This is a genomic window from Candidatus Neomicrothrix sp. (assembly GCF_035329545.1).
Classification (GTDB): Bacteria; Actinomycetota; Acidimicrobiia; order Acidimicrobiales; family Microtrichaceae; genus Microthrix; species Microthrix subdominans.
Genome location: NZ_DAOLGP010000032.1, coordinates 28938 through 45843 on the forward strand (window position 1 = coordinate 28938; position 16906 = coordinate 45843).

The 16906-nt window shown below is 68.0% G+C and carries 16 protein-coding genes, 3 tRNA genes and 1 pseudogene; 14 read left to right on the forward strand and 6 right to left on the reverse strand.

The window, feature by feature from the left end:
- The first annotated feature begins 1 nt into the window (after position 1).
- From PKD89_RS15345 to PKD89_RS15355, 3 genes are all read left to right on the forward strand, one after another.
- Complete coding sequence (locus PKD89_RS15345) at positions 2-682, forward strand: hypothetical protein (protein ID WP_287374374.1); 681 nt, start codon at positions 2-4, stop codon at positions 680-682.
- Positions 679-1800: an HTTM domain-containing protein gene (locus PKD89_RS15350; RefSeq protein ID WP_289011139.1), complete on the forward strand. Its 1122-nt coding sequence runs from the start codon at positions 679-681 to the stop codon at positions 1798-1800. Before PKD89_RS15345 ends, PKD89_RS15350 begins: the two co-directional genes overlap by 4 nt.
- A 208-nt stretch (positions 1801-2008) precedes the next feature.
- Positions 2009-2554, forward strand: coding sequence for a flavodoxin domain-containing protein (locus PKD89_RS15355; RefSeq protein ID WP_287374376.1), 546 nt, complete (start codon positions 2009-2011; stop codon positions 2552-2554).
- A 70-nt stretch (positions 2555-2624) separates the two neighbouring features.
- Here the strand turns inward: PKD89_RS15355 and PKD89_RS15360 are convergent.
- Positions 2625-2698 (reverse strand) — tRNA-Arg (locus PKD89_RS15360).
- A gap of 335 nt (positions 2699-3033) precedes the next feature.
- Between PKD89_RS15360 and PKD89_RS15365 the strand changes: the two genes are divergently transcribed.
- The 4 genes from PKD89_RS15365 (at position 3034) to PKD89_RS15380 (ending at position 5535) form a co-directional block, all read left to right on the forward strand.
- Complete coding sequence (locus tag PKD89_RS15365; protein ID WP_289011141.1) at positions 3034-4584, forward strand: cellulase family glycosylhydrolase; 1551 nt, start codon at positions 3034-3036, stop codon at positions 4582-4584.
- 63 nt (positions 4585-4647) lie between these two features.
- Positions 4648-4724 (forward strand) — tRNA-His (locus PKD89_RS15370).
- A gap of 128 nt (positions 4725-4852) precedes the next feature.
- Positions 4853-4926 (forward strand) — tRNA-Lys (locus PKD89_RS15375).
- Between the two features lie 135 nt (positions 4927-5061).
- Positions 5062-5535, forward strand: coding sequence for a hypothetical protein (locus PKD89_RS15380; RefSeq protein ID WP_289011142.1), 474 nt, complete (start codon positions 5062-5064; stop codon positions 5533-5535).
- Between the two features lie 25 nt (positions 5536-5560).
- Here PKD89_RS15380 and PKD89_RS15385 read toward each other — a convergent pair whose 3' ends face one another.
- Complete coding sequence (locus tag PKD89_RS15385) at positions 5561-6862, reverse strand: HNH endonuclease signature motif containing protein (RefSeq protein ID WP_324332522.1); 1302 nt, start codon at positions 6860-6862, stop codon at positions 5561-5563.
- A gap of 151 nt (positions 6863-7013) precedes the next feature.
- Here PKD89_RS15385 and PKD89_RS15390 point away from each other — a divergent pair, with 151 nt between their 5' ends.
- Both PKD89_RS15390 and PKD89_RS15395 read left to right on the forward strand, forming a co-directional pair.
- Positions 7014-7361, forward strand: a complete 348-nt coding sequence (locus PKD89_RS15390; protein WP_289011146.1) for a YciI family protein — start codon at positions 7014-7016, stop codon at positions 7359-7361.
- Between the two features lie 163 nt (positions 7362-7524).
- Positions 7525-8313, forward strand: a pseudogene (locus PKD89_RS15395) (RNA polymerase sigma factor); the annotation flags it as partial.
- Positions 8314-8531: 218 nt separating this feature from the next.
- Here the strand turns inward: PKD89_RS15395 and PKD89_RS19975 are convergent.
- Together PKD89_RS19975 and PKD89_RS15400 are read right to left on the reverse strand one after the other, a co-directional pair.
- A complete protein-coding gene (locus PKD89_RS19975; protein WP_425591255.1) occupies positions 8532-9221 on the reverse strand; it encodes a cytochrome P450 in 690 nt (229 codons plus the stop codon).
- 378 nt (positions 9222-9599) lie between these two features.
- Entirely contained in the window at positions 9600-10625 is a 1026-nt protein-coding gene (locus PKD89_RS15400; protein ID WP_289011148.1) for an MOSC domain-containing protein, read from the reverse strand.
- Positions 10626-10795: 170 nt separating this feature from the next.
- On the opposite strand from PKD89_RS15400, the gene PKD89_RS15405 reads away from it, so the two are divergent.
- The 4 genes from PKD89_RS15405 to PKD89_RS15420 all read left to right on the forward strand — a co-directional run bounded on the left by PKD89_RS15405 (position 10796) and on the right by PKD89_RS15420 (position 13956).
- Entirely contained in the window at positions 10796-11293 is a 498-nt protein-coding gene (locus PKD89_RS15405) for a cupin domain-containing protein (protein ID WP_289011149.1), read from the forward strand.
- Between the two features lie 89 nt (positions 11294-11382).
- A complete protein-coding gene (locus PKD89_RS15410) occupies positions 11383-11574 on the forward strand; it encodes a hypothetical protein (protein ID WP_289011150.1) in 192 nt (63 codons plus the stop codon).
- 233 nt (positions 11575-11807) lie between these two features.
- Positions 11808-12908, forward strand: a complete 1101-nt coding sequence (locus tag PKD89_RS15415; RefSeq protein WP_289011151.1) for a JmjC domain-containing protein — start codon at positions 11808-11810, stop codon at positions 12906-12908.
- Positions 12895-13956 (forward strand): sucrase ferredoxin, encoded by a 1062-nt coding sequence (locus tag PKD89_RS15420; RefSeq protein ID WP_289011152.1) that lies wholly within the window; start codon positions 12895-12897, stop codon positions 13954-13956. The genes PKD89_RS15415 and PKD89_RS15420 overlap by 14 nt, the downstream gene beginning before the upstream one ends.
- Here PKD89_RS15420 and PKD89_RS15425 read toward each other — a convergent pair.
- The gene (locus tag PKD89_RS15425; protein WP_289011153.1) at positions 13886-14725 is read right to left on the reverse strand and encodes an oxygenase MpaB family protein; all 840 of its coding nucleotides are present in this window, start codon (positions 14723-14725) and stop codon (positions 13886-13888) included. The genes PKD89_RS15420 and PKD89_RS15425 overlap by 71 nt on opposite strands.
- Positions 14722-15627, reverse strand: coding sequence for a glutaminyl-peptide cyclotransferase (locus PKD89_RS15430; protein WP_289011154.1), 906 nt, complete (start codon positions 15625-15627; stop codon positions 14722-14724). The genes PKD89_RS15425 and PKD89_RS15430 overlap by 4 nt, the downstream gene beginning before the upstream one ends.
- 208 nt (positions 15628-15835) lie before the next feature.
- Here PKD89_RS15430 and PKD89_RS15435 point away from each other — a divergent pair.
- On the forward strand, positions 15836-16906 hold a 1071-nt coding region (locus tag PKD89_RS15435), incomplete at its 3' end, for a hypothetical protein (protein ID WP_324332523.1).

Consider the following 16906-nt stretch of genomic DNA (forward strand, 5'->3'; position numbering starts at 1 on the left):
GATGCCCGACTCGGTTTGCAGCGATGCCAGCACCGCCGACACCGAGGGCGAGGCGTCTCCCGAGGCGGGAAGAGGAGCCAGGAAGGCAGCGCACGCCTTCCGGTCGGTGCTCGGCGTTGCCGTCGTGGCCGTCACCGGCGTTTTCATCGTCATCTACGCCTTGCCGGACGCACCGATCACCCGGCACATTCCGAAGTGGGTGTACAGCACCGGTGACGCCGTCAGCCTCAACCAAAACTGGGCCTTGTTTGCGCCCGACCCGCCAACCACCGATGTGCAGCTCGACTTCGTCATCACCGATGCCGACGGGAAGGTCACCGTCGAATCGTTGCCGAGCGGGCCCGCCTGGCTGCCGACCGCCCGGTCGGAGCGCTGGCGCAAGGTCCGGGAGCGGGTGACCCCAACGTCGGCGGCCACACGGTGGCCGGAGGTGCTCCAGTGGTCGCTGGCGCAGTTGAAAGCATCGGGGCGCGATCCTCAGAAGATCGAGCTCCGCCGCCGCTGGATCGACCGGGAGGCCGACAACCCGGACGACGCCGGCACCGAACGAGCATTTACGTTCGCCCGCTTGGACATCCCGACCAACGAGTACGTCGTGCTCGACCCGGAGGCTCCCGGTGCGGTCAAGGAAAAGCCCGCCGACGCCTCCCCCGACGGGCGGGTCGAGAAGACCGACCAATGACCGAGATCATCGGGTCACCGCAAACCGATCCAACGCCCAGTCCGCCCGAGCCCCGAGCAACCGACCCGGCATCAACCAACCCGGCGACAACCGACCCGCCGACGATCGAGCCAGCGGCAACCGATCCTCCGGGAGATGGCGGAACGGCCCAGAAGGCCCGGCGCGTCAACCCCGCTCGGCGGTTGGCCCGTACGGTCACCGACCCGCTCCTTCGCACCCAACGGCTCGACAACTGGGTGCTGCTGCGCAGCGGCGTCGGCGCCTTGGTCATGTTCTGGGGGCTGACGTTGCTGCCCGACCTCGCCGACCTGTACGGCTCGTCCTCGATCGTGCCGTCCCAGGGACCCCGCGCCGGCCAGTTCTCGGTCTTCAGATGGTGGACCGGGGACATAGCGGTGGGTGTGGTGCTGGGCCTGGCCGTGCTCGGAGGCCTGGCGTTGGCGCTCGGGGTGGCTGTCAGGCTGGCGGCACCGGTGGCTTTTGTGGCGGTGACCAGCCTGATGGCCTCGGCGCCGCTGATGCTCAACGGCGGCGACGACGTCCTCCGCCTGTTGTTGTTGTTCATCGCCCTGTACGCCGTGATCGCCCCTGCCGATGGGCTCAACACGGCGGTGGGTCGACTCGGGCTGAGCGAGCCGCCGACGGGCCCCCCATGGGGCCTCGTGGTCATCCGCATCCAGATCATCGCCATGTACATCGTCACCGTCATGGACAAGATGGAGGGCAGCACCTGGCTCGGCGGAACGGCGACCGTCCGTGCGCTCAACCTGCAGTCGATGCGGCGTTTCTGGGTGCCAGAGTTCATGCTGACCTCGTCGGCGGCCCACAACCTGATGACCTGGGGCACCCTCGCCACCGAGGTGGCCATCCCGATCCTGTTGATCAACCGACGAACCCGCCGCTGGGGCATCGTGCTCGGCGTGGGGTTCCATGCGGCGCTGGGCTACGTGTTGCGGCTCGGCCTGTTTCCCGCCACGGTCACCATTGCGTATCTGGCCTTTCTCACGCCGGCGGAGGCCTCGGCCATCGTCGGCTGGGTACGGCGTGGGGCCGACCGGATCGTCGGGCTGAGGGCCAAGGTCCCCTCCCCCGGCACGGATCAGGCGGATGACCCGTAGAACGGTCCACGTGTCCCGCTTCGCCACCTTCGGGTCACCGTGCAACCAACGGTCGGGGTCGCAACTGGCCGGTCTTTGAAGCGGATAAGGCCGATGGAAAGCGCACTGATCCTCGCAGGAGCGCCTTCAATCCCGGCGACCCTCGGCCCTGCCCGGCGGCAGGTTCCAGCCTAGACTGGCAAGAGTCTGACTCGTCCGGGGGTTGATGATGACGGTGCTCGTTGGTTACGCCAGCGCCTACGGATCGACGAAGGGCATTGCATCGAGGGTGGGTGAGCACCTCAGAGCAGCGGGCTTCGAGGTCGACGTGCACCCAGTGGACGAGATCGATTCTGTGAACGCCTACGAGGCGGTGATCATCGGCAGCGCGATCCACAACCAGAAGTGGCTTCCGAGCGGCGATGAATTCATGCGGGCGCACGCTGAGGCCTTAGCGAGCCCTGTCTGGCTCTTCAGCGTTTGTTCCATCGGGGAGACGACCAGCTTCCTCAGCGAACGGTTGGCCCGGATAGCGCGACGACGCCGGAAAGTCCCACCGACCGTCTCCGAGGTCCAACGCCCAATCGATCTCCGTGACCATCGATACTTCGCCGGAGCGATTGAACGGACGCACTGGTCGGCGGCAGGCAACCTCTTTCTTCGGCTCTGTGGCGGGACGTATGGCGATCACCGCGATTGGATGGACATCGAACGGTGGACCGCGGGAATTGCGACGGCCCTGGGAGCGCGAGGAACTCCGGCCAATCAGGGCTGACACTCCGACGGCCTGGTGGGTCCAGTCCCCTTGTGCGTCAAGATCCCTTTGCCCACACGGGTTCTGGAAGTGCCCCCGGCAGGACTCGAACCTGCAACCGTCGGATTAGAAGTCCGATGCTCTATCCAATTGAGCTACAGGGGCCAGCACGGGATCGGCGACGGGCATAGGCCCAGCGCCGCCGGTACCCACGCACTTTATGGGCTGACCCGAGGTCGAGCCCCACGTGGGCACGATGCCGGTCCCGTCGGACCATCGGCGATCCGGCAACGTTGCGTCGCTGGTGGTGCGTCCGTCGCCCAGTGGGCGTTTGCGCCGAGTCCAGTATGCTCAGCGCCGATTCGTACACAGAAAGCGTTCAAGTCGCCACCGATGGCGGCGAGAACTCCGGAGCGAAAGCGCAACTCACGACCATGTCTCAAGCGAGCGGGCCCCTGTCGACGACGATCGCGACGAAGCGCTACCTCAGGCTGAGCCTGATGGCGACAGTGTGTGCTGCGCTGCTTGCGCTGGCCCCGATCGGCACCGCCGGCGCCCAGGACGAACCCGCCTGGGATGCGTGGGACCAGGTGACCGGCAACAACGGATCCGAGTACATCGCCGACAGCCAGGGTCGGGCGCTGCAGTTGCGGGGTGTCAACATCAAGACGGGCAATCCCGCAGACGGCGCTCGCGATGAGGTGCTGGACGCCATCGCAGCTCGCGGCTTCAACCTGCTGCGGCTGTCGCTCTTCTGGGAACAGTTGGAGCCGCAGCAAGGCGACTTCGATCAGGCCTACCTCGACGACATCGACGCCGTGATCACTGCGGCCGAGCAGCGCGGCATCTGGGTGGTCGTCAGCTTCCACCAGGACACATTCGGGTCGGCCTTCGGCGGCCATGGCATCCCACCGTGGGCCACCAAGGATGACGGCCTGCCCTTCGAGCCCACGGGCAGCTTCCTCACCGACTACCTCCAGCCGGGCGTGCAGGCGGCCTGGGAGAACCTGTACGAGGATCCCGAAATCCGTGCCGCCCAGGCCAACGCATGGACCCATGTCGCCGCCGAGTACGCGGATCACCCCAACGTGATCGGTTACGACCTACTGAACGAACCGTTCGGGAAGATCCGTGAAGGCGAGGACCTGCTCACGGCCGCCAAGCGGGTCGAGTCGGTGCAACTGACCGCCATGTACCAACGCCTCACCGACGCGATCCGCACGGTCGATGCTCGGTCTTGGATGTTCATCGAGGCCCCCAATCTGGCCTCACTCGGCATCTCCACGTCGCTCGGTCGGGTCGACGACGAGCGGGTGGTGTTTTTCCCTCACTTGTACAACACCGACATCGAGTTCGAGATCTACAACGGTTCCGGCGACCCCAGCGGCTTCAACCCAGACTTCTTCGAAGGTTGGGCGACGGCAATCGCCACCTATACGGACACGTATCCGGTGCCGATGATGGTGGGTGAGTGGGGTGTCCCCACCCCCTACCCCGGCATCGACCGCTACATCGCCGAGGTGCTCGAGACGATGGAGGCGACCACTTCCGGGTGGGCCCAGTTCAACGGCTGTTTCGGTGAAGGATACTGCACCTTCGGGCCCGAGGGTGAGGATCGCGAGCAGATCGACCAGATCGTCCAGCCCTTTGCCCGGGCGATCGCCGGCGCACCCGACGATCACCACTTCGACCCGGCGACGCGCACCCTTCGGGTCACCTTCGCCGACAACGATGCGACGGGCCCCACCGAGATCGTTGTGCCGGCGGCCAAGCGCTACCCCGACGGCTGGCGTCTGGATGTCGACGAGACGACGGTGGAGCCCGCCGTCGAGCGGCTGGCGCCCGGACTGGACCTCATCTCGGTCGATGTCCCCAAGGACGGCTCGACTCACACCCTGTGCCTCACGCCCGAGGAGGTCCCGCAATCGTGCGCACCGCCAGCGCCGGAGATCGAGCCAGCCCCGTCCACAGACAGCGACCCAGCCCCAGACAACGGTCGACCGTCGACGGCCAATGTGGCCGACCCGTTGGCCGCCAGGTTCACCGGCTGACCCGCTACTGGCGCAACCAACTTCCACACCGACGGGCCCAGGGCCTAGCATTGGGTCCACTTGGTGGGCGTAGCTCAGCTGGTTAGAGCGCCAGGTTGTGATCCTGGAGGCCGGGGGTTCGAGTCCCCTCGCTCACCCCACCGACGACCGCCCGGCCCTGTGGGTCGGGCGGTCGTTTCGCGCCCGGCCTGCCGGTGGACGACGAGCCATTCGCCACGACAGTTTCGTTGGTGGCGCGTGGCGCTCGGGCTGTACAGTGGTCGGTCTTGCGCCTCTAGCTCAATTGGTTAGAGCGTCGGACTCTTAATCCGTAGGTTCCGGGTTCGAGTCCCGGGGGGCGTACAAAACCGAGACCCCAGGTCACACCGGACTTCCGGGAGACCTGGGGTTTCGTTTGTCCCGGCGAGGCGTGGGTACCGCTCCTCGACCCTCTGGCTCTTTCGGCCCTCCCCACACCTTTCCCCTGAGGAGCCATCCGTGAAGCCACTGCGTCCCTACTTACTCTCGATCACGTTGGTTGCGTCGATCGGATTGGCCGCGTGCGGCGGCTCCGACGAGGCCGACAGCACGGGCGACTCCGTGAGCGCGACGACCGCCGAGGCCACGACGACCACCGTCGCAGCCCCGACTTCGGAGCCACCCGAGACGAGCGAGCCGAGCACCACCGTGCCCAGCAGCCCGACCACGGCCACCCCCAGCCCGCCGACCGACGCCCCCGCCGCCTCGGAACTGGCCGGCTTCGAGGAGTACGCCGTGCTCCAAAGCACGATCGGCAACCTCGACTCCCTGACCCCGGAGATCGAGACCGATAACCCGAACACGCGGGTGATCCTGTACGCCGACGCCGACGGGCGGAAGGTGTACAAGTCGATCTACGTCAAGCGCAACAATCGTCTGAAGGTCATCGACCTCAACGGTGGCGGCCCGCCTCTGTACAACGACACGATCTAGTCGCCAGCGCCGCCGAGAAGCCCGGTCATTCCAGCTGTGATCCGTCGGGCCGGATCGTGTGCCAGTTGCCGGTGGGGTCTCGGTGGATTTGGAAGCCCTTCTGTTTCCAGCGGTTGTGTTTGCCGCACAGCGGGGCTGCGTTGGAAGGACTGGTCGGGCCACCACGGCCGTATTCGGTGAGGTGGTCGACCTCACAGGCGCTGGCCGGGACGGTGCAGCCCGGCCACACACAACAGGTGTGCCCGGCGGTGGCGGCTGTGCGGGCCGAACCGGTGAACCGTCGGGCCCGGCCGAGGTCGATGACCACACCGGCGGCATCGACGATCATGCGGCGGATCTGGGCGGCGAGACCGTCGAGGCTGTTGGTGGCCGCTTCGGTCGGGTCAACGCCGTGACCGTCACCGGTGCGACACATGAACGTGTCCGGATCGAACCTCGGGGCCCGGTCGGCGTCGAGCGCCCTGAGCATCTCTTGATAGGCCGCGGCCGACCAGTGAATGTTGTGGACGAACCCCGGAGGGACGGCCCCGGCCGGTGAGCCGGCTGCGTCTTGGAACAGCCGGTGGAGCGCGTCGGCGCGCCGTTGGGGTGCGGTCCGCTCCAGGTCGGCGTTGGTGACGGCGTCGCCGAGAATGGCCTTGGCCTGGTTCCAGTCGGTTTGAAACTCGGCATCGACGTAGTGGTCGAGGATCTCGCGCATCTCGGCGCCCTGCAGCGACGCGTAAAACCCGGTGAGGTCCCACGAGCCGTCCCACGGGTTGGGGACCAGTTTGGCGTCACGGTTTGTGTGGTTGCGTTCGTTGGCCGGTTCGGGGCCGTCCTCGTCGATCAACCGCTCCCACTGGCGGGTTTTCGACTCGAACTGCTTCGCCGACATCGTTTCGGCGTCAGCCAGGAACTCATCCTGGCGGGCCTCCATGGCCGGCGCAACACGCTCGTTGGCGTGGACCCGCCCCAGCAGGTGCATCTGGTCGGTGCCGATCTCACCATGGGCCCAAGCATCGGCCAACTTCGGCAGGTCACGACATGCCCGCGCAGTCTTCTCACGGGCTGCCGCCTCGCCACCGGACAGCTTGGCGTGGTGTTTGGCCATCACCGTGGCCGAGGCGTGCCCATCGTCGACGTACAGGCCGTCACGGTCGATCGCACCCACCAGGCCGGTGGCCGCAGCGTCGACCCGACGGCGCAACACCTCGAGCTCACGCAACCACACGATGGCGTCCTTGCCGTCGATCGGCACCACCCCGGCCGCAAACAACCGATCGAGACCGACATTGATCCCGTCGATCGCAGCAACCGCATCGTGTGCCAACACCATCGAACCCATGTACCCCAGTATGAGGCGACACAGGGACAACCAACCCTCGAATCCACCTGCTCCTCAAAGAAATCTCGTCGATCCTGTCGATCGCTGCCGGTTCGTTCGTTGTACTGGTGTCTGGCAGAGTGCCGGACACCAAAACGATGGAGACGACAACATGGCGCAGTACCTGCTTTCGGTGTGGCACGCTGAGGACGAGGTCTACCCGGACGACGAGACGATGCAGAGGGCCTTCGCCCAGGTCGACCGGTTCAACGAGTCGCTGCAGGCCAGCGGATCGTGGGTGTTCGCCGGCGGGCTGCAGCCGGCCTCGTCCGCCAGCGTGGTGAGGGCGACCGAGGCGGGCATGTCGGTCACCGATGGTCCCCTCGCCGAGGCCAAGGAGCAGATCGGTGGATTCTGGATCATCGATGTCGCCGACCTGGACGCCGCCCTCGAGTGGGCACGCAAGGGCTCCGAGGCGTGCATGAACCCCGTCGAGGTTCGCCCGCTGCAGGGCGAATAGACCGACAGCGCCCACCGCTCCAGTCGTGACCCACCTCCGCCCGTCCGATGCCCAACCGCCCAACGGTCGACCCCGCGATACTCGGCCGTTGGGTTCGAAGCCGTTCGACAGCGGCGCGTTCGACGCGATCTACCGGGCGGAGGTGGGCCGGTGCACGGCCACGATGGTGCGGGTGCTCGGCGACATCGACCTCGCCGAGGACGCCGTGGGCGAGGCTTTCGCCATCGCTGCGCAGCGCTGGCCGGACAGCGGCATCCCGCCCAACCCGGGCGCATGGATCACCACGACGGCGCGCAACCGGGGCATCGACCACGTCCGTCGCGAGGCCAAGCGACCTCAGCACCACCGGGCCGCCCACCACCTGGCGACGATCGCGACCGACCAGCCGGATCCACCGGTGATCGACGAGCTGGGCGACACCGACGTGGTCGCGGACGATCAGTTGCGGCTGATCTTCCTGTGCTGTCACCCGGCCCTGGCGCCCGACACGCAAGTAGCGCTCACCCTGCGGTTGCTCGGGGGGTTGCAGACCGACGAGATCGCCCGGGCCTTTCTGGTGCCCGCGGCCACCATGGCCCAGCGCCTGGTGCGGGCCAAGCGCAAGATCCGCCACAACCACATCGCCTACCGGATACCGGCCGACCACGAACTCCCCGACCGCCTCGGCGCCGTGATGGCCACGATCTACCTCATCTACAACGAAGGGCACACCGCCACCTCCGGCCCCAGTTTGGTCCGAACCGAGCTGGCCGCCGAAGCGATCCGGCTGGCCCGGCTGCTCACCGAGCTGATGCCGGACGAACCTGAGGTCGTCGGCCTGCTGGCATTCCTCCTGCTCACCGAGTCACGTCGGCCTGCCCGCACCGACGTCGACGGATTGCCGGTCCGTCTGGGCGACCAGGACCGCGACCGCTGGGATCGTGGGATGATCGACGAGGGCCACCGCCTGGTACCTCGGTGATCGTGCGTGTCGAGATCGACCGGCTCGGCGGCGGCGGACCCTGGATCAGCGCCTGACCACTCTCATCGACCCAGTGCTGCCCTCTCTCGCATCTGAAGCCCGCACGCCGCCCACCTCGGCGCGCATCCGACGCAATGTTCAGAGCTGGAGCGGCAGACAGGCCAGGCGAGCCCCGGCCATCCCGTTTGGCATCCTCGCCATCGCATGGATCACGATCGAGCGCGCACCGGGCGGGACGACGAAGGGAACCAGCGCGACTGCCAACGCGGTCCCGTCGGGCCGGACTGTGAAGTCCAGCCAGACCTCAGTGGACGGTCCAACGACCGCACCACCCGTGGAGTTGTAGTGCGGTCCTGCGGCCGCTCCGTCGCCGGCGACACAAGGTCCGGCATGGACGTGCGCGCCGGTACCTCGTCCCCGCGACCGCTCGGTCGATACCCCGCACCTGAAACGCCACCAGCGACCCTCGGTTCCGCCGGCTGACGACCAGTGCCGCAGCGGTTGAGCCATCGGTTGGATCGACCGTCGACGGCGCCAAATCTGACATCGTCCCCGCACGACGACGCCGCCGGACGGGCGATTGACCAGGTGCCGACCGGTCGGGGCATGGTCCGAGCGACGATCGTGATGTCCAGCGCCTGAACCAGCCGCGACAGCACGATAGACAGCTCCATCTGAGCCAACGCAAAGCCGAACCACATGTGCGGTCCCCGGCCGAAGGGAACCCACGCCTGGCGGGCGAGCCCGCGCTGGTGATCGGTCGGGCCCTCGAACCGGTCCGGATCGAACCGCTCAGCATCGGGCCACGAGCGTTCGTCGCGCCCAGCGAGATAGGCGACCACATCAGCAGGCTGGGCCTGGCGATCCCAGCGTCGCTGCACGTCTACCGCGGTGCCCACGACGAGGCGGACGCCGACATCGAGGCCGGCCTGGCCGACATCGACGACGCCGACAGCATGAACTTCAGGCCTTACTTCCTGGCGCTGCGCTCACGGCTGGCGCTGCGCTCACGGCTGGCGCTGCGACGAGGCGGCCTCGAGGGTGCCCGGTCCGAGGTGGAACACGGAAGGGCGATCCTGGCGTCCGGCAGCACGCTGTTCGGAACCGACTGGCTTCTCGATGCTCAGGTCCAGTGCCTGTGGGCTGACGGTGATGAGGATGGCGCGCTTCCCTTGGCGGAGACGACCTGGGAGCAAACCGCCTTTATGCGCTGCTTCCACGGCGGCCTGAACGTGGCGTCGAGACAGCATTCACTTTGCCCACCATCGACGGGCGAGTCAGCCGCCGGAATGGACGCTCACCGGATCGCCCGGCTCCACCCGCCCGGGGGTGAGGACGCTGGCGTACCAGCGAGCGCGACCCGGGCTGACGTCGTGGCCCAGGCGTCGGTGATCCCGATCGGAAAACCAGCGGCTGTTCTTGGTGCACGGAACCGCCGGTGCCGAGATGCGCGCGGTCACGTCGCCAACCTGCACGATGAGACCGGCCCGAATCTGTGACCAGTCGAGACCGCTCAGGCTGAGGTTTTCCCCAGCGGCACCGGGGAAGATCGGATGCCCCTCCGCGGCCCACGCCTCGACCACTTCGGTGGACCACAGACACAACGCCTGCCACGGCCGCCCGTGATACTGGCGGGCCGCCTGGGCATCGCCGACAACCCCGCCGACATCGATCTCGGCCGACGGAATCTCAGGTTTGGGCACACCACCACCGCTTGCATGCAGCGATGCCACCGTGCCTCCCCCAAGCGTCAACACGTCGCCCAGCCGCTGGCGCACACCAGCGATGGCCCACAGGTGGTGCATCACCTCGTGAGCGCTGTGGCGCACGCCCCAGTCCAGCGAGAACGACTCGCCACCGACGGTGATCGCGTTGGCCCAGGTCGCTTCATCGACCGACCGCAGGTACGCACCGTGACGGCTGGCCATGACCCGCAACGCCTCCAGCGAGTTCGCACGATCGAGGTTGGCACCATCGCCGATGATCGGCTGCTCGGGAGACTCGGCGACATCGATTCCGGGCGCATCGACCAAGAGCTCGGCACGCATCAACCAGGTCGCCATCACCGAGGCCAGATGGTCCACGTGTTCGCCGATCGCCGGCATCGACCGATCGGGCCGGGTGAGCCAGACACCATCCGGCAACCGCTCCACGGCCAAGGCCGTCAGCCACTCGGCCTTTTCGACGGTGCGGATGGCATCCTGGCGAGACCAACGCATCGAGTCGAACCCACAGTCGTCACACGTTTCCCGGGGGGTGACCAGCCCTGCGCTGGTCTCGGCGGCGCTGACCGATGGTGCCATGGTGCGAGGGTATCCCGCGTCCATGCCAGAACGGGCCGGGCCGAGCGCCAAACCCGCCGGTGACCGAGGAAGTGCTTCCCCCTTGGATGTGTGACCGGCGTAGCGTGACGCACGGCGCTGGGACTCCCGAAAGGGACGTCCATCACGACAGCAACGCCAAAGGAAAGCACGTGACCGCACCTACCGATCCATCGCTGAGCTTCCGCAGCAGGACCGAGCAGCCTCGTGCGACATCGGACGGTCTGGGGCCACTGTTGGTGGCGACCGGGGACGTCACCGGCGGCGAGTTCGGGTTGTTCGAGGTGGACATCACCCCCGGCGGCAGGGCTGGGGCGCACTACCACACCGGTTTCACCGAATCTTTCTACGTCCTTGAGGGATCGGTGGCGCTGACGCTGGGTGACGAGGTGGTCATCGCTGGGTCGGGGGACTTCGCCTTCGTGCCGCGCCACGGCGTTCACGGGTTCGCCAACGCCAGCGAGGACGAACCGGCTCGCATGCTGATCCTGTTCACTCCCGGGGTGGCCCGGGAGGAGTACTTCCGGGAACTGATCGAGCTGCACGTGAACGATCCCGATCCGACCCCGGAGCAGATCGACGCGGTCGCCGCCCGCCACGACCAGGTCAACCTCCGCGACCGCGACGGGTTCCTGGCACCTGGGAGCTGACACCGGCCTCAGGAAACCCGCAGCTTCGGCGTTTCGGAGGCGTCAGATTTGTCGCTTGCGGCGAGCCGCGCTGGGGTATGGTCCCAACCATGAGCATCACCTTTGACGAGATCCGTACCGACTGGCCCGAAGACGACACGATCGTTGCCTCCACCGATGGTGACGGCGACGGGACCGACCCCGGTGACGGCGACGGGGACGCCGGCGACGATGGCGATGGGGACGGCGACGCCGGTGCGGGCGACACCGACGGTGGTGACACCGACGGCGGGGACGCCTGAGCCTGCCCACCGAACGCGCCGCTCCCAGCGGCGACCAGAACAGGGTCGACACCGCCCCGGCGGCCGTCGGCGCCACCGGGAACGCATCGGTCGACGCCGCACGTTCCGGCGCTTATCCGATCAGCCGGCGCGAGTTTCACCCCGACGCGGCCCGCCTATCCGACCTGAGCGATCAGCAAGGGGTCGCCGCCGGCGAGCCGCTGGGCACGATCCCTCGATACCTCGCGGGCCGCGTGGCCCAAGCGCACCTCGCCGACCCCGAGCGCTGGTGGGACGATCTGTTGACCCGCTCTGCCAGGGCACCGGCGTTTCGCATGGTCCGCGACGGCGCCACCCTGCCCCGCACCCAGCTGTGCCGCAGTGCCGGCGTCGGCCATCAGCGCCTTGACGATCTGATCGAACCCAACCGGGTACTCGAGGCCTACGACGAGGGGGCGTCGCTGGTGCTCCAGGGCCTGCAACACAGCGACCCGGCGATGGCACGCCTGTCGACCAACCTGGCCCTCGAACTCGACCAGCCCGTCCAGCTCAACGCCTACCTCAGCCCCGCAGCAGCCCGCGGCCTGGACCTGCACTTCGACTACCACGACGTGATCGTCGTGCAGCTCAGCGGAACCAAGGCATGGCGCATCTGGGCGCCACTCGTGCGGTCGCTGTTGCCCCAAAAGCGTGGGCCGGGCATCGCCAAACCTGGCTGGGACGAGGTGGGCGAGCCCGTGATCGACGTGGTGGTGCAACCCGGCGATGCGTTGGTGATCCCGCGTGGCCACCCACACGCTGCGTCGACGATCGACGATGAATCCGCCCACCTGACGATCGGGATCATGTCGCTCACCTGGCAGGCGCTGATCGGCAACAGGCTGAGGGACACCGTCGGGGGTTCCTCACTGTCCGCCACCGCAGCGCCCACTCATCCTGGGCACGAAGGGGGTTGGGCTGCGGCGATGGCCGCCCTGGCCGAGAACCTCGACGAGCGCTCCCTGCTGCGCGCCCACCGGCTCGAAGTGTGGCGGCGCCAACCGCGCACCCGTCTGCGACCCCGAAGAACCGCGTGGGATCTGGAACGACCGCTGCACGTCACCCCCGGACCGCTGTTGTGGTTGGACGAGGAACGCTCCCCCACCGAGTCGACGGTGGCGCTGCAGCTCGGGGACCGGGCGATGACCCTGCCCGCTGCGGCCGGGCCGCTGCTGGCCTGGGTGCTGCGGCGCGAGGGGGAGTTCACCGCCGAGTCGCTCACCGCCGAGCCGGACCATGGCCTGGATGCCGAGTCGGTGCGGGCGATACTGACCGCCCTGTACCGGGAAGGAGTGGTGGCACATGGCCCCCTTTAGCTGCGCCCGTGCGGCGATGGAACGTTCCGAGGCGATCTTCGCCACCGCATCGGGCGTTCGGCGCTGGCTACTCGTCGAGGTGCGCGGCCCGTGGGGACACAACGCTGCGCTCGACTCCGACCTGGGCGACTTCGTCGACAAGGCATGGCTGGCGACAAACAAGGAGCGCGGCATACGGACGCTGAACGTGCGCCGCAACCTGCGCCGGGCCTCGGCCGGCGACAGCTCCACCAATGGCCGGGCCGGCGACGGCGGCGTCGAGCTGATCTATATCGACCCGGCGGTTCCCGGAGGCCGGGCGGGACGAACCTGGCATCGGGTGGTCGACGGCCTTCCCGATGTGGCAGCCGCCACCGCCGATCTGCCCGGGGTCGCCCGCAGTGGCGAGCCGGAGGGCTGGACGTCGTGGGACCGTCCGCTGACGCTGGTGTGCACCCACGGCCGCCACGACAGCTGCTGTGCCACCTTTGGGCGGCCCACGATCCGTCACCTGCGCGAGAGCCGCTGGGCCGACAGTGCCTGGGAGACCTCACACGTCGGCGGTGACCGGTTTGCCGCAAACCTCGTGCTGCTGCCCGACAGCCTGTACTTCGGCCGCTGCGACCCCGAGTCGGCCGAGGCCGTACTCGAGGCCTACGAAGACGGTCGTATCCACCTCTCCAACTACCGGGGTCGGTCCACGCTGGGCTTCACCCAGCAGGCGGCCGAGTACTTCGTCCGCACCGAGGTGGGGCTGGACCGACTCGACGCCGTCGGCGGCGTTCACCGGTTGGAGCAACCCAAGCGAGGCGACGGGGCGAGCACGCTGAGGTTCCGGGTCGCAACCGGGCGGGGCACCGCTGACGGTCACCCCCGCTCGATCGACGATGTGGTCGGCTATGACGTCACGCTCGAGCGGACGACGCAGCCAAGCCCGACGCCCCTCACCTGCAAGGGAAACGATGGCGTGTCCTACCCCGTCTACCGGCTGGTCGACCTCACCGAGTCGAGCGAGAACGATGCGGCTGACCGGCCGGCCGGCGAAGGCTCCACGGCACCAACGGGTTGAGGGTCAGCGTGCCGGGCAGCCGAGGAATGGTCCACCGGCCGCGACGCTGCCAAGCCAGAATCCTGGCCACCTCGTGGGGCCGGGCCGCCGGCAGCTCCAGCCGCTCCCGCACGACGGGCGGCAACAGGTCGCACGCCAGCACCGCACCGAAGCGCTTCGCCGACCCGGGCACCCAACGCACGGGCGGGTCGAGGATCGATCGCGCCGAGCTGCGGGATCGATCGTCGGGCTCCAGCGACTCCGCCCGCTCGCCAAACCATTGACGGAACCCGGCGGCGTCGATGGGGAACTCGTCGAGATCGACGTTGAATGACCGCGCCAGCAGCCGGGTTTCGACGACCGAGCGGTCGCGATCGGTTTCGGTGAGCCGGCCGACGAAGCGGCGCTCGACCTCCCACAGGCTGTCGATCAGGGTGGCCAACACCCAGGCCTGGGCGTCGGGATCGGTGGCGTCGTAGGCCACATCGTCGGCGGTCCGCCCCACGATCGACCCATGCACCCGGCCGAGCGCCTCCGATTGGGCATGCGCCGCTGACGCCGAGCCGAAGGACAGCCTGAGCATGGCGGTCAGCGTCGACACCAAACGGTGCAGGCTGCGCGCCTCCCAATCCGAGTGCTCGGCGACCGCTGCGGCCACCTCGGGGTGGGCCACCTGCAACAGCAGGGCCCGCTGACCGCCGAACACCGCCCACCATCGGGCTGCGGTCGCCCAGGCCACCGAGGTGTCGTCGAGCAGCGCTCCCGGCGCCGGCGCGGCGATCGGGCTCACCGGTCCCCCTCGATAGGCTCGAAGTTGACGACGAACGCCGCCGGCCACAGCTTACCGGTGAGGAGGAATGACCCGTCGGGCAGCGCTGCGATGCCGTTGAGCACATCCGCCTCGGCTCGCTCGTCCTCGGTGAGTAGACCCGACGCATCGACGGTGGCATCGAGCGAGCCGTCAACCGGGTCGATCACCACGATCGTGTCGGTCTGCCAGACGTTGGCCCACACCCTGCCGTCGACGCACTCCAGCTCGTTCAGCTCGCTGACCGGCGCCCCCCCGTCATCGATCACGTCGACCGAACCCTCCACAGCGAAGGTGTCCGTGTCTCGGAAGGTCAGCGTGGCCGAGCCATCGCTCATCACCAGGCGGTCGTTTGGTTCGTCCATGCAGATCCCCCACCCCTCCCCCTCGTAGTCGAAACGGCCGACCTCGGCCAACGTGTCTGGGTTACGCACGAACGCCGTACCTTCCTTCCAGGTGAGCTGCACCAGGCGGCCGTCGGGCAGCGCGGTCACCCCTTCGGCGAAGAACTCCTGCGGGACATCGACCTGGTCGACCGTTCGCCCGGTGTCGAGGTCCCAGCGGCGCACGCTCGACTCACCGTAGAGCCCGGTGGACTCGATGACTTCGCCATCGACCACCTCGAGACCCTGGGTGAACGCCTCCGGATCGTGGGGCAGGCGCCGCTCGACGACCGGCCGAAGCCCTCCCTGAGCGGCCGGTCCGGTCTCCCGACCGGCCCGCACCCACACGGCCGCCGCCAACAGCCCGACGAGCACCACGCCGATGGCCACCAGCACGAGCGCCCGACGTGCGCGACGGTCCGTCGACCCCCCGACGACCCGAGCGGACGCGCCGTCCTCGGTCTGGTGCACCCGGTCGGCGCCCGGGGGGAGATGATCCACGCCCGCGACGATAACGGCCGGCGGCCTGCCCTCAACCCCGGTCTCGCGAGAGGTGACAACCCCCACACCGATCGCCTTTCAACGCCCAGTGACATTGTCTCAGCTCAGGAGTAACTTGATCGGCGGTGGGCGATTGGCGGGTCGCCCACCCACAATGCTGGCGGAGGCGCACATGGGACATGGGTCGAGAACGCGAAGGCTGTCGACGGTGCTCGTCGTTGCAACGATGGTGGTCGGCTTGGCCGGGATCGTTGAGGTAGGTGCCCAGCCGGTGCCCTATGCCGACACTCCCGTCGGCGGTTGGGCGGTCAATGGCAGGGTGATGGCCACAGAGATCATCGGCAACACCGTCTACGTCGGCGGCACCTTCACGTCGGTCAGCGGGCCCGGTGGCTCCGTCGCCCGTCAGAACCTGGCCGCATTCGACTCCCGCACCGGTGCCCTCCGCACCGGGTTTGTGGCCAACGCCAACCAAGCGGTTCGAGCGCTCGACACCAACGGAACCAGCCTGTTCGTTGGGGGGAGCTTCAGCTCGATCGCCGGGGTCACCAGGCAACGCGTCGCTTCGCTCAACCCCACCAGCGGTGCCGTCAACGGTGGGTTCACCGCCAACGCCAACGGCTACGTCAATGCGTTGAAGGTGTCGGGCAGCCGACTCTACGTCGGCGGAACCTTCTCGACGCTCGCCGGACGCAGCATCAGCCGAGTTGGCGCGGTCAGCCTGGCGAACGGCGCAGCAATCACCTCCTTCGCTCCACAACCCAACGGCACGGTCCACGGGCTGGAAACCACTCCCGACGGCTCCCAGGTGTTCGTCGCAGGGGAGTTCACTTCGATCGCCGGGGCGGGTCGGCGTTACATCGCCGCTGTGACGCCCAACGGCGCGTCCACCGGCCCCAGCTACGGGTCGGTGGTGAAATACGCGGTCCTTCAGATGGCCTACGACCCCCAGACCGGCCTGCTGTTCGCTGCGGTAGCCGGATACGGCAACCAGGTGGCCGCGCTCAACCCTCTCACCGGAGCGCGACCGTGGCACCAGTACGCGGACGGCGACGTCCAAGCGGTGGCGGTCGACGGAGACAACGTGTACTTCGGTTTCCACGAGGGGTTCAAAGGTGACAGCAAAGTGAAGATGGTGGCCGCCAACACGAGGACCGGAGCGATCGTGGCCGGCTGGAAGCTGCACGCCTCCAGCTACATGGGCGTCATGTCGATCAGCACCAACGGATCAACCCTCGTCCGGAGGCGAACTCGGCTGGATCAACGGCACGAATGCGGG

Coding starts and splice junctions, on each gene's coding strand:
- PKD89_RS15350 (WP_289011139.1), top strand. CDS start 679: ATGACCGAGATCATCGGGTCACCGCAAACCGATCCAACGCCCAGTCCG.
- PKD89_RS15390 (WP_289011146.1), top strand. CDS start 7,014: ATGGCGCAGTACCTGCTTTCGGTGTGGCACGCTGAGGACGAGGTCTAC.
- PKD89_RS15410 (WP_289011150.1), top strand. CDS start 11,383: ATGAGCATCACCTTTGACGAGATCCGTACCGACTGGCCCGAAGACGAC.
- PKD89_RS15345 (WP_287374374.1), top strand. CDS start 2: ATGCCCGACTCGGTTTGCAGCGATGCCAGCACCGCCGACACCGAGGGC.
- PKD89_RS15365 (WP_289011141.1), top strand. CDS start 3,034: ATGGCGACAGTGTGTGCTGCGCTGCTTGCGCTGGCCCCGATCGGCACC.
- PKD89_RS15355 (WP_287374376.1), top strand. CDS start 2,009: ATGACGGTGCTCGTTGGTTACGCCAGCGCCTACGGATCGACGAAGGGC.
- PKD89_RS15420 (WP_289011152.1), top strand. CDS start 12,895: ATGGCCCCCTTTAGCTGCGCCCGTGCGGCGATGGAACGTTCCGAGGCG.
- PKD89_RS15400 (WP_289011148.1), bottom strand. CDS start 10,625: ATGGCACCATCGGTCAGCGCCGCCGAGACCAGCGCAGGGCTGGTCACC.
- PKD89_RS15385 (WP_324332522.1), bottom strand. CDS start 6,862: ATGGGTTCGATGGTGTTGGCACACGATGCGGTTGCTGCGATCGACGGG.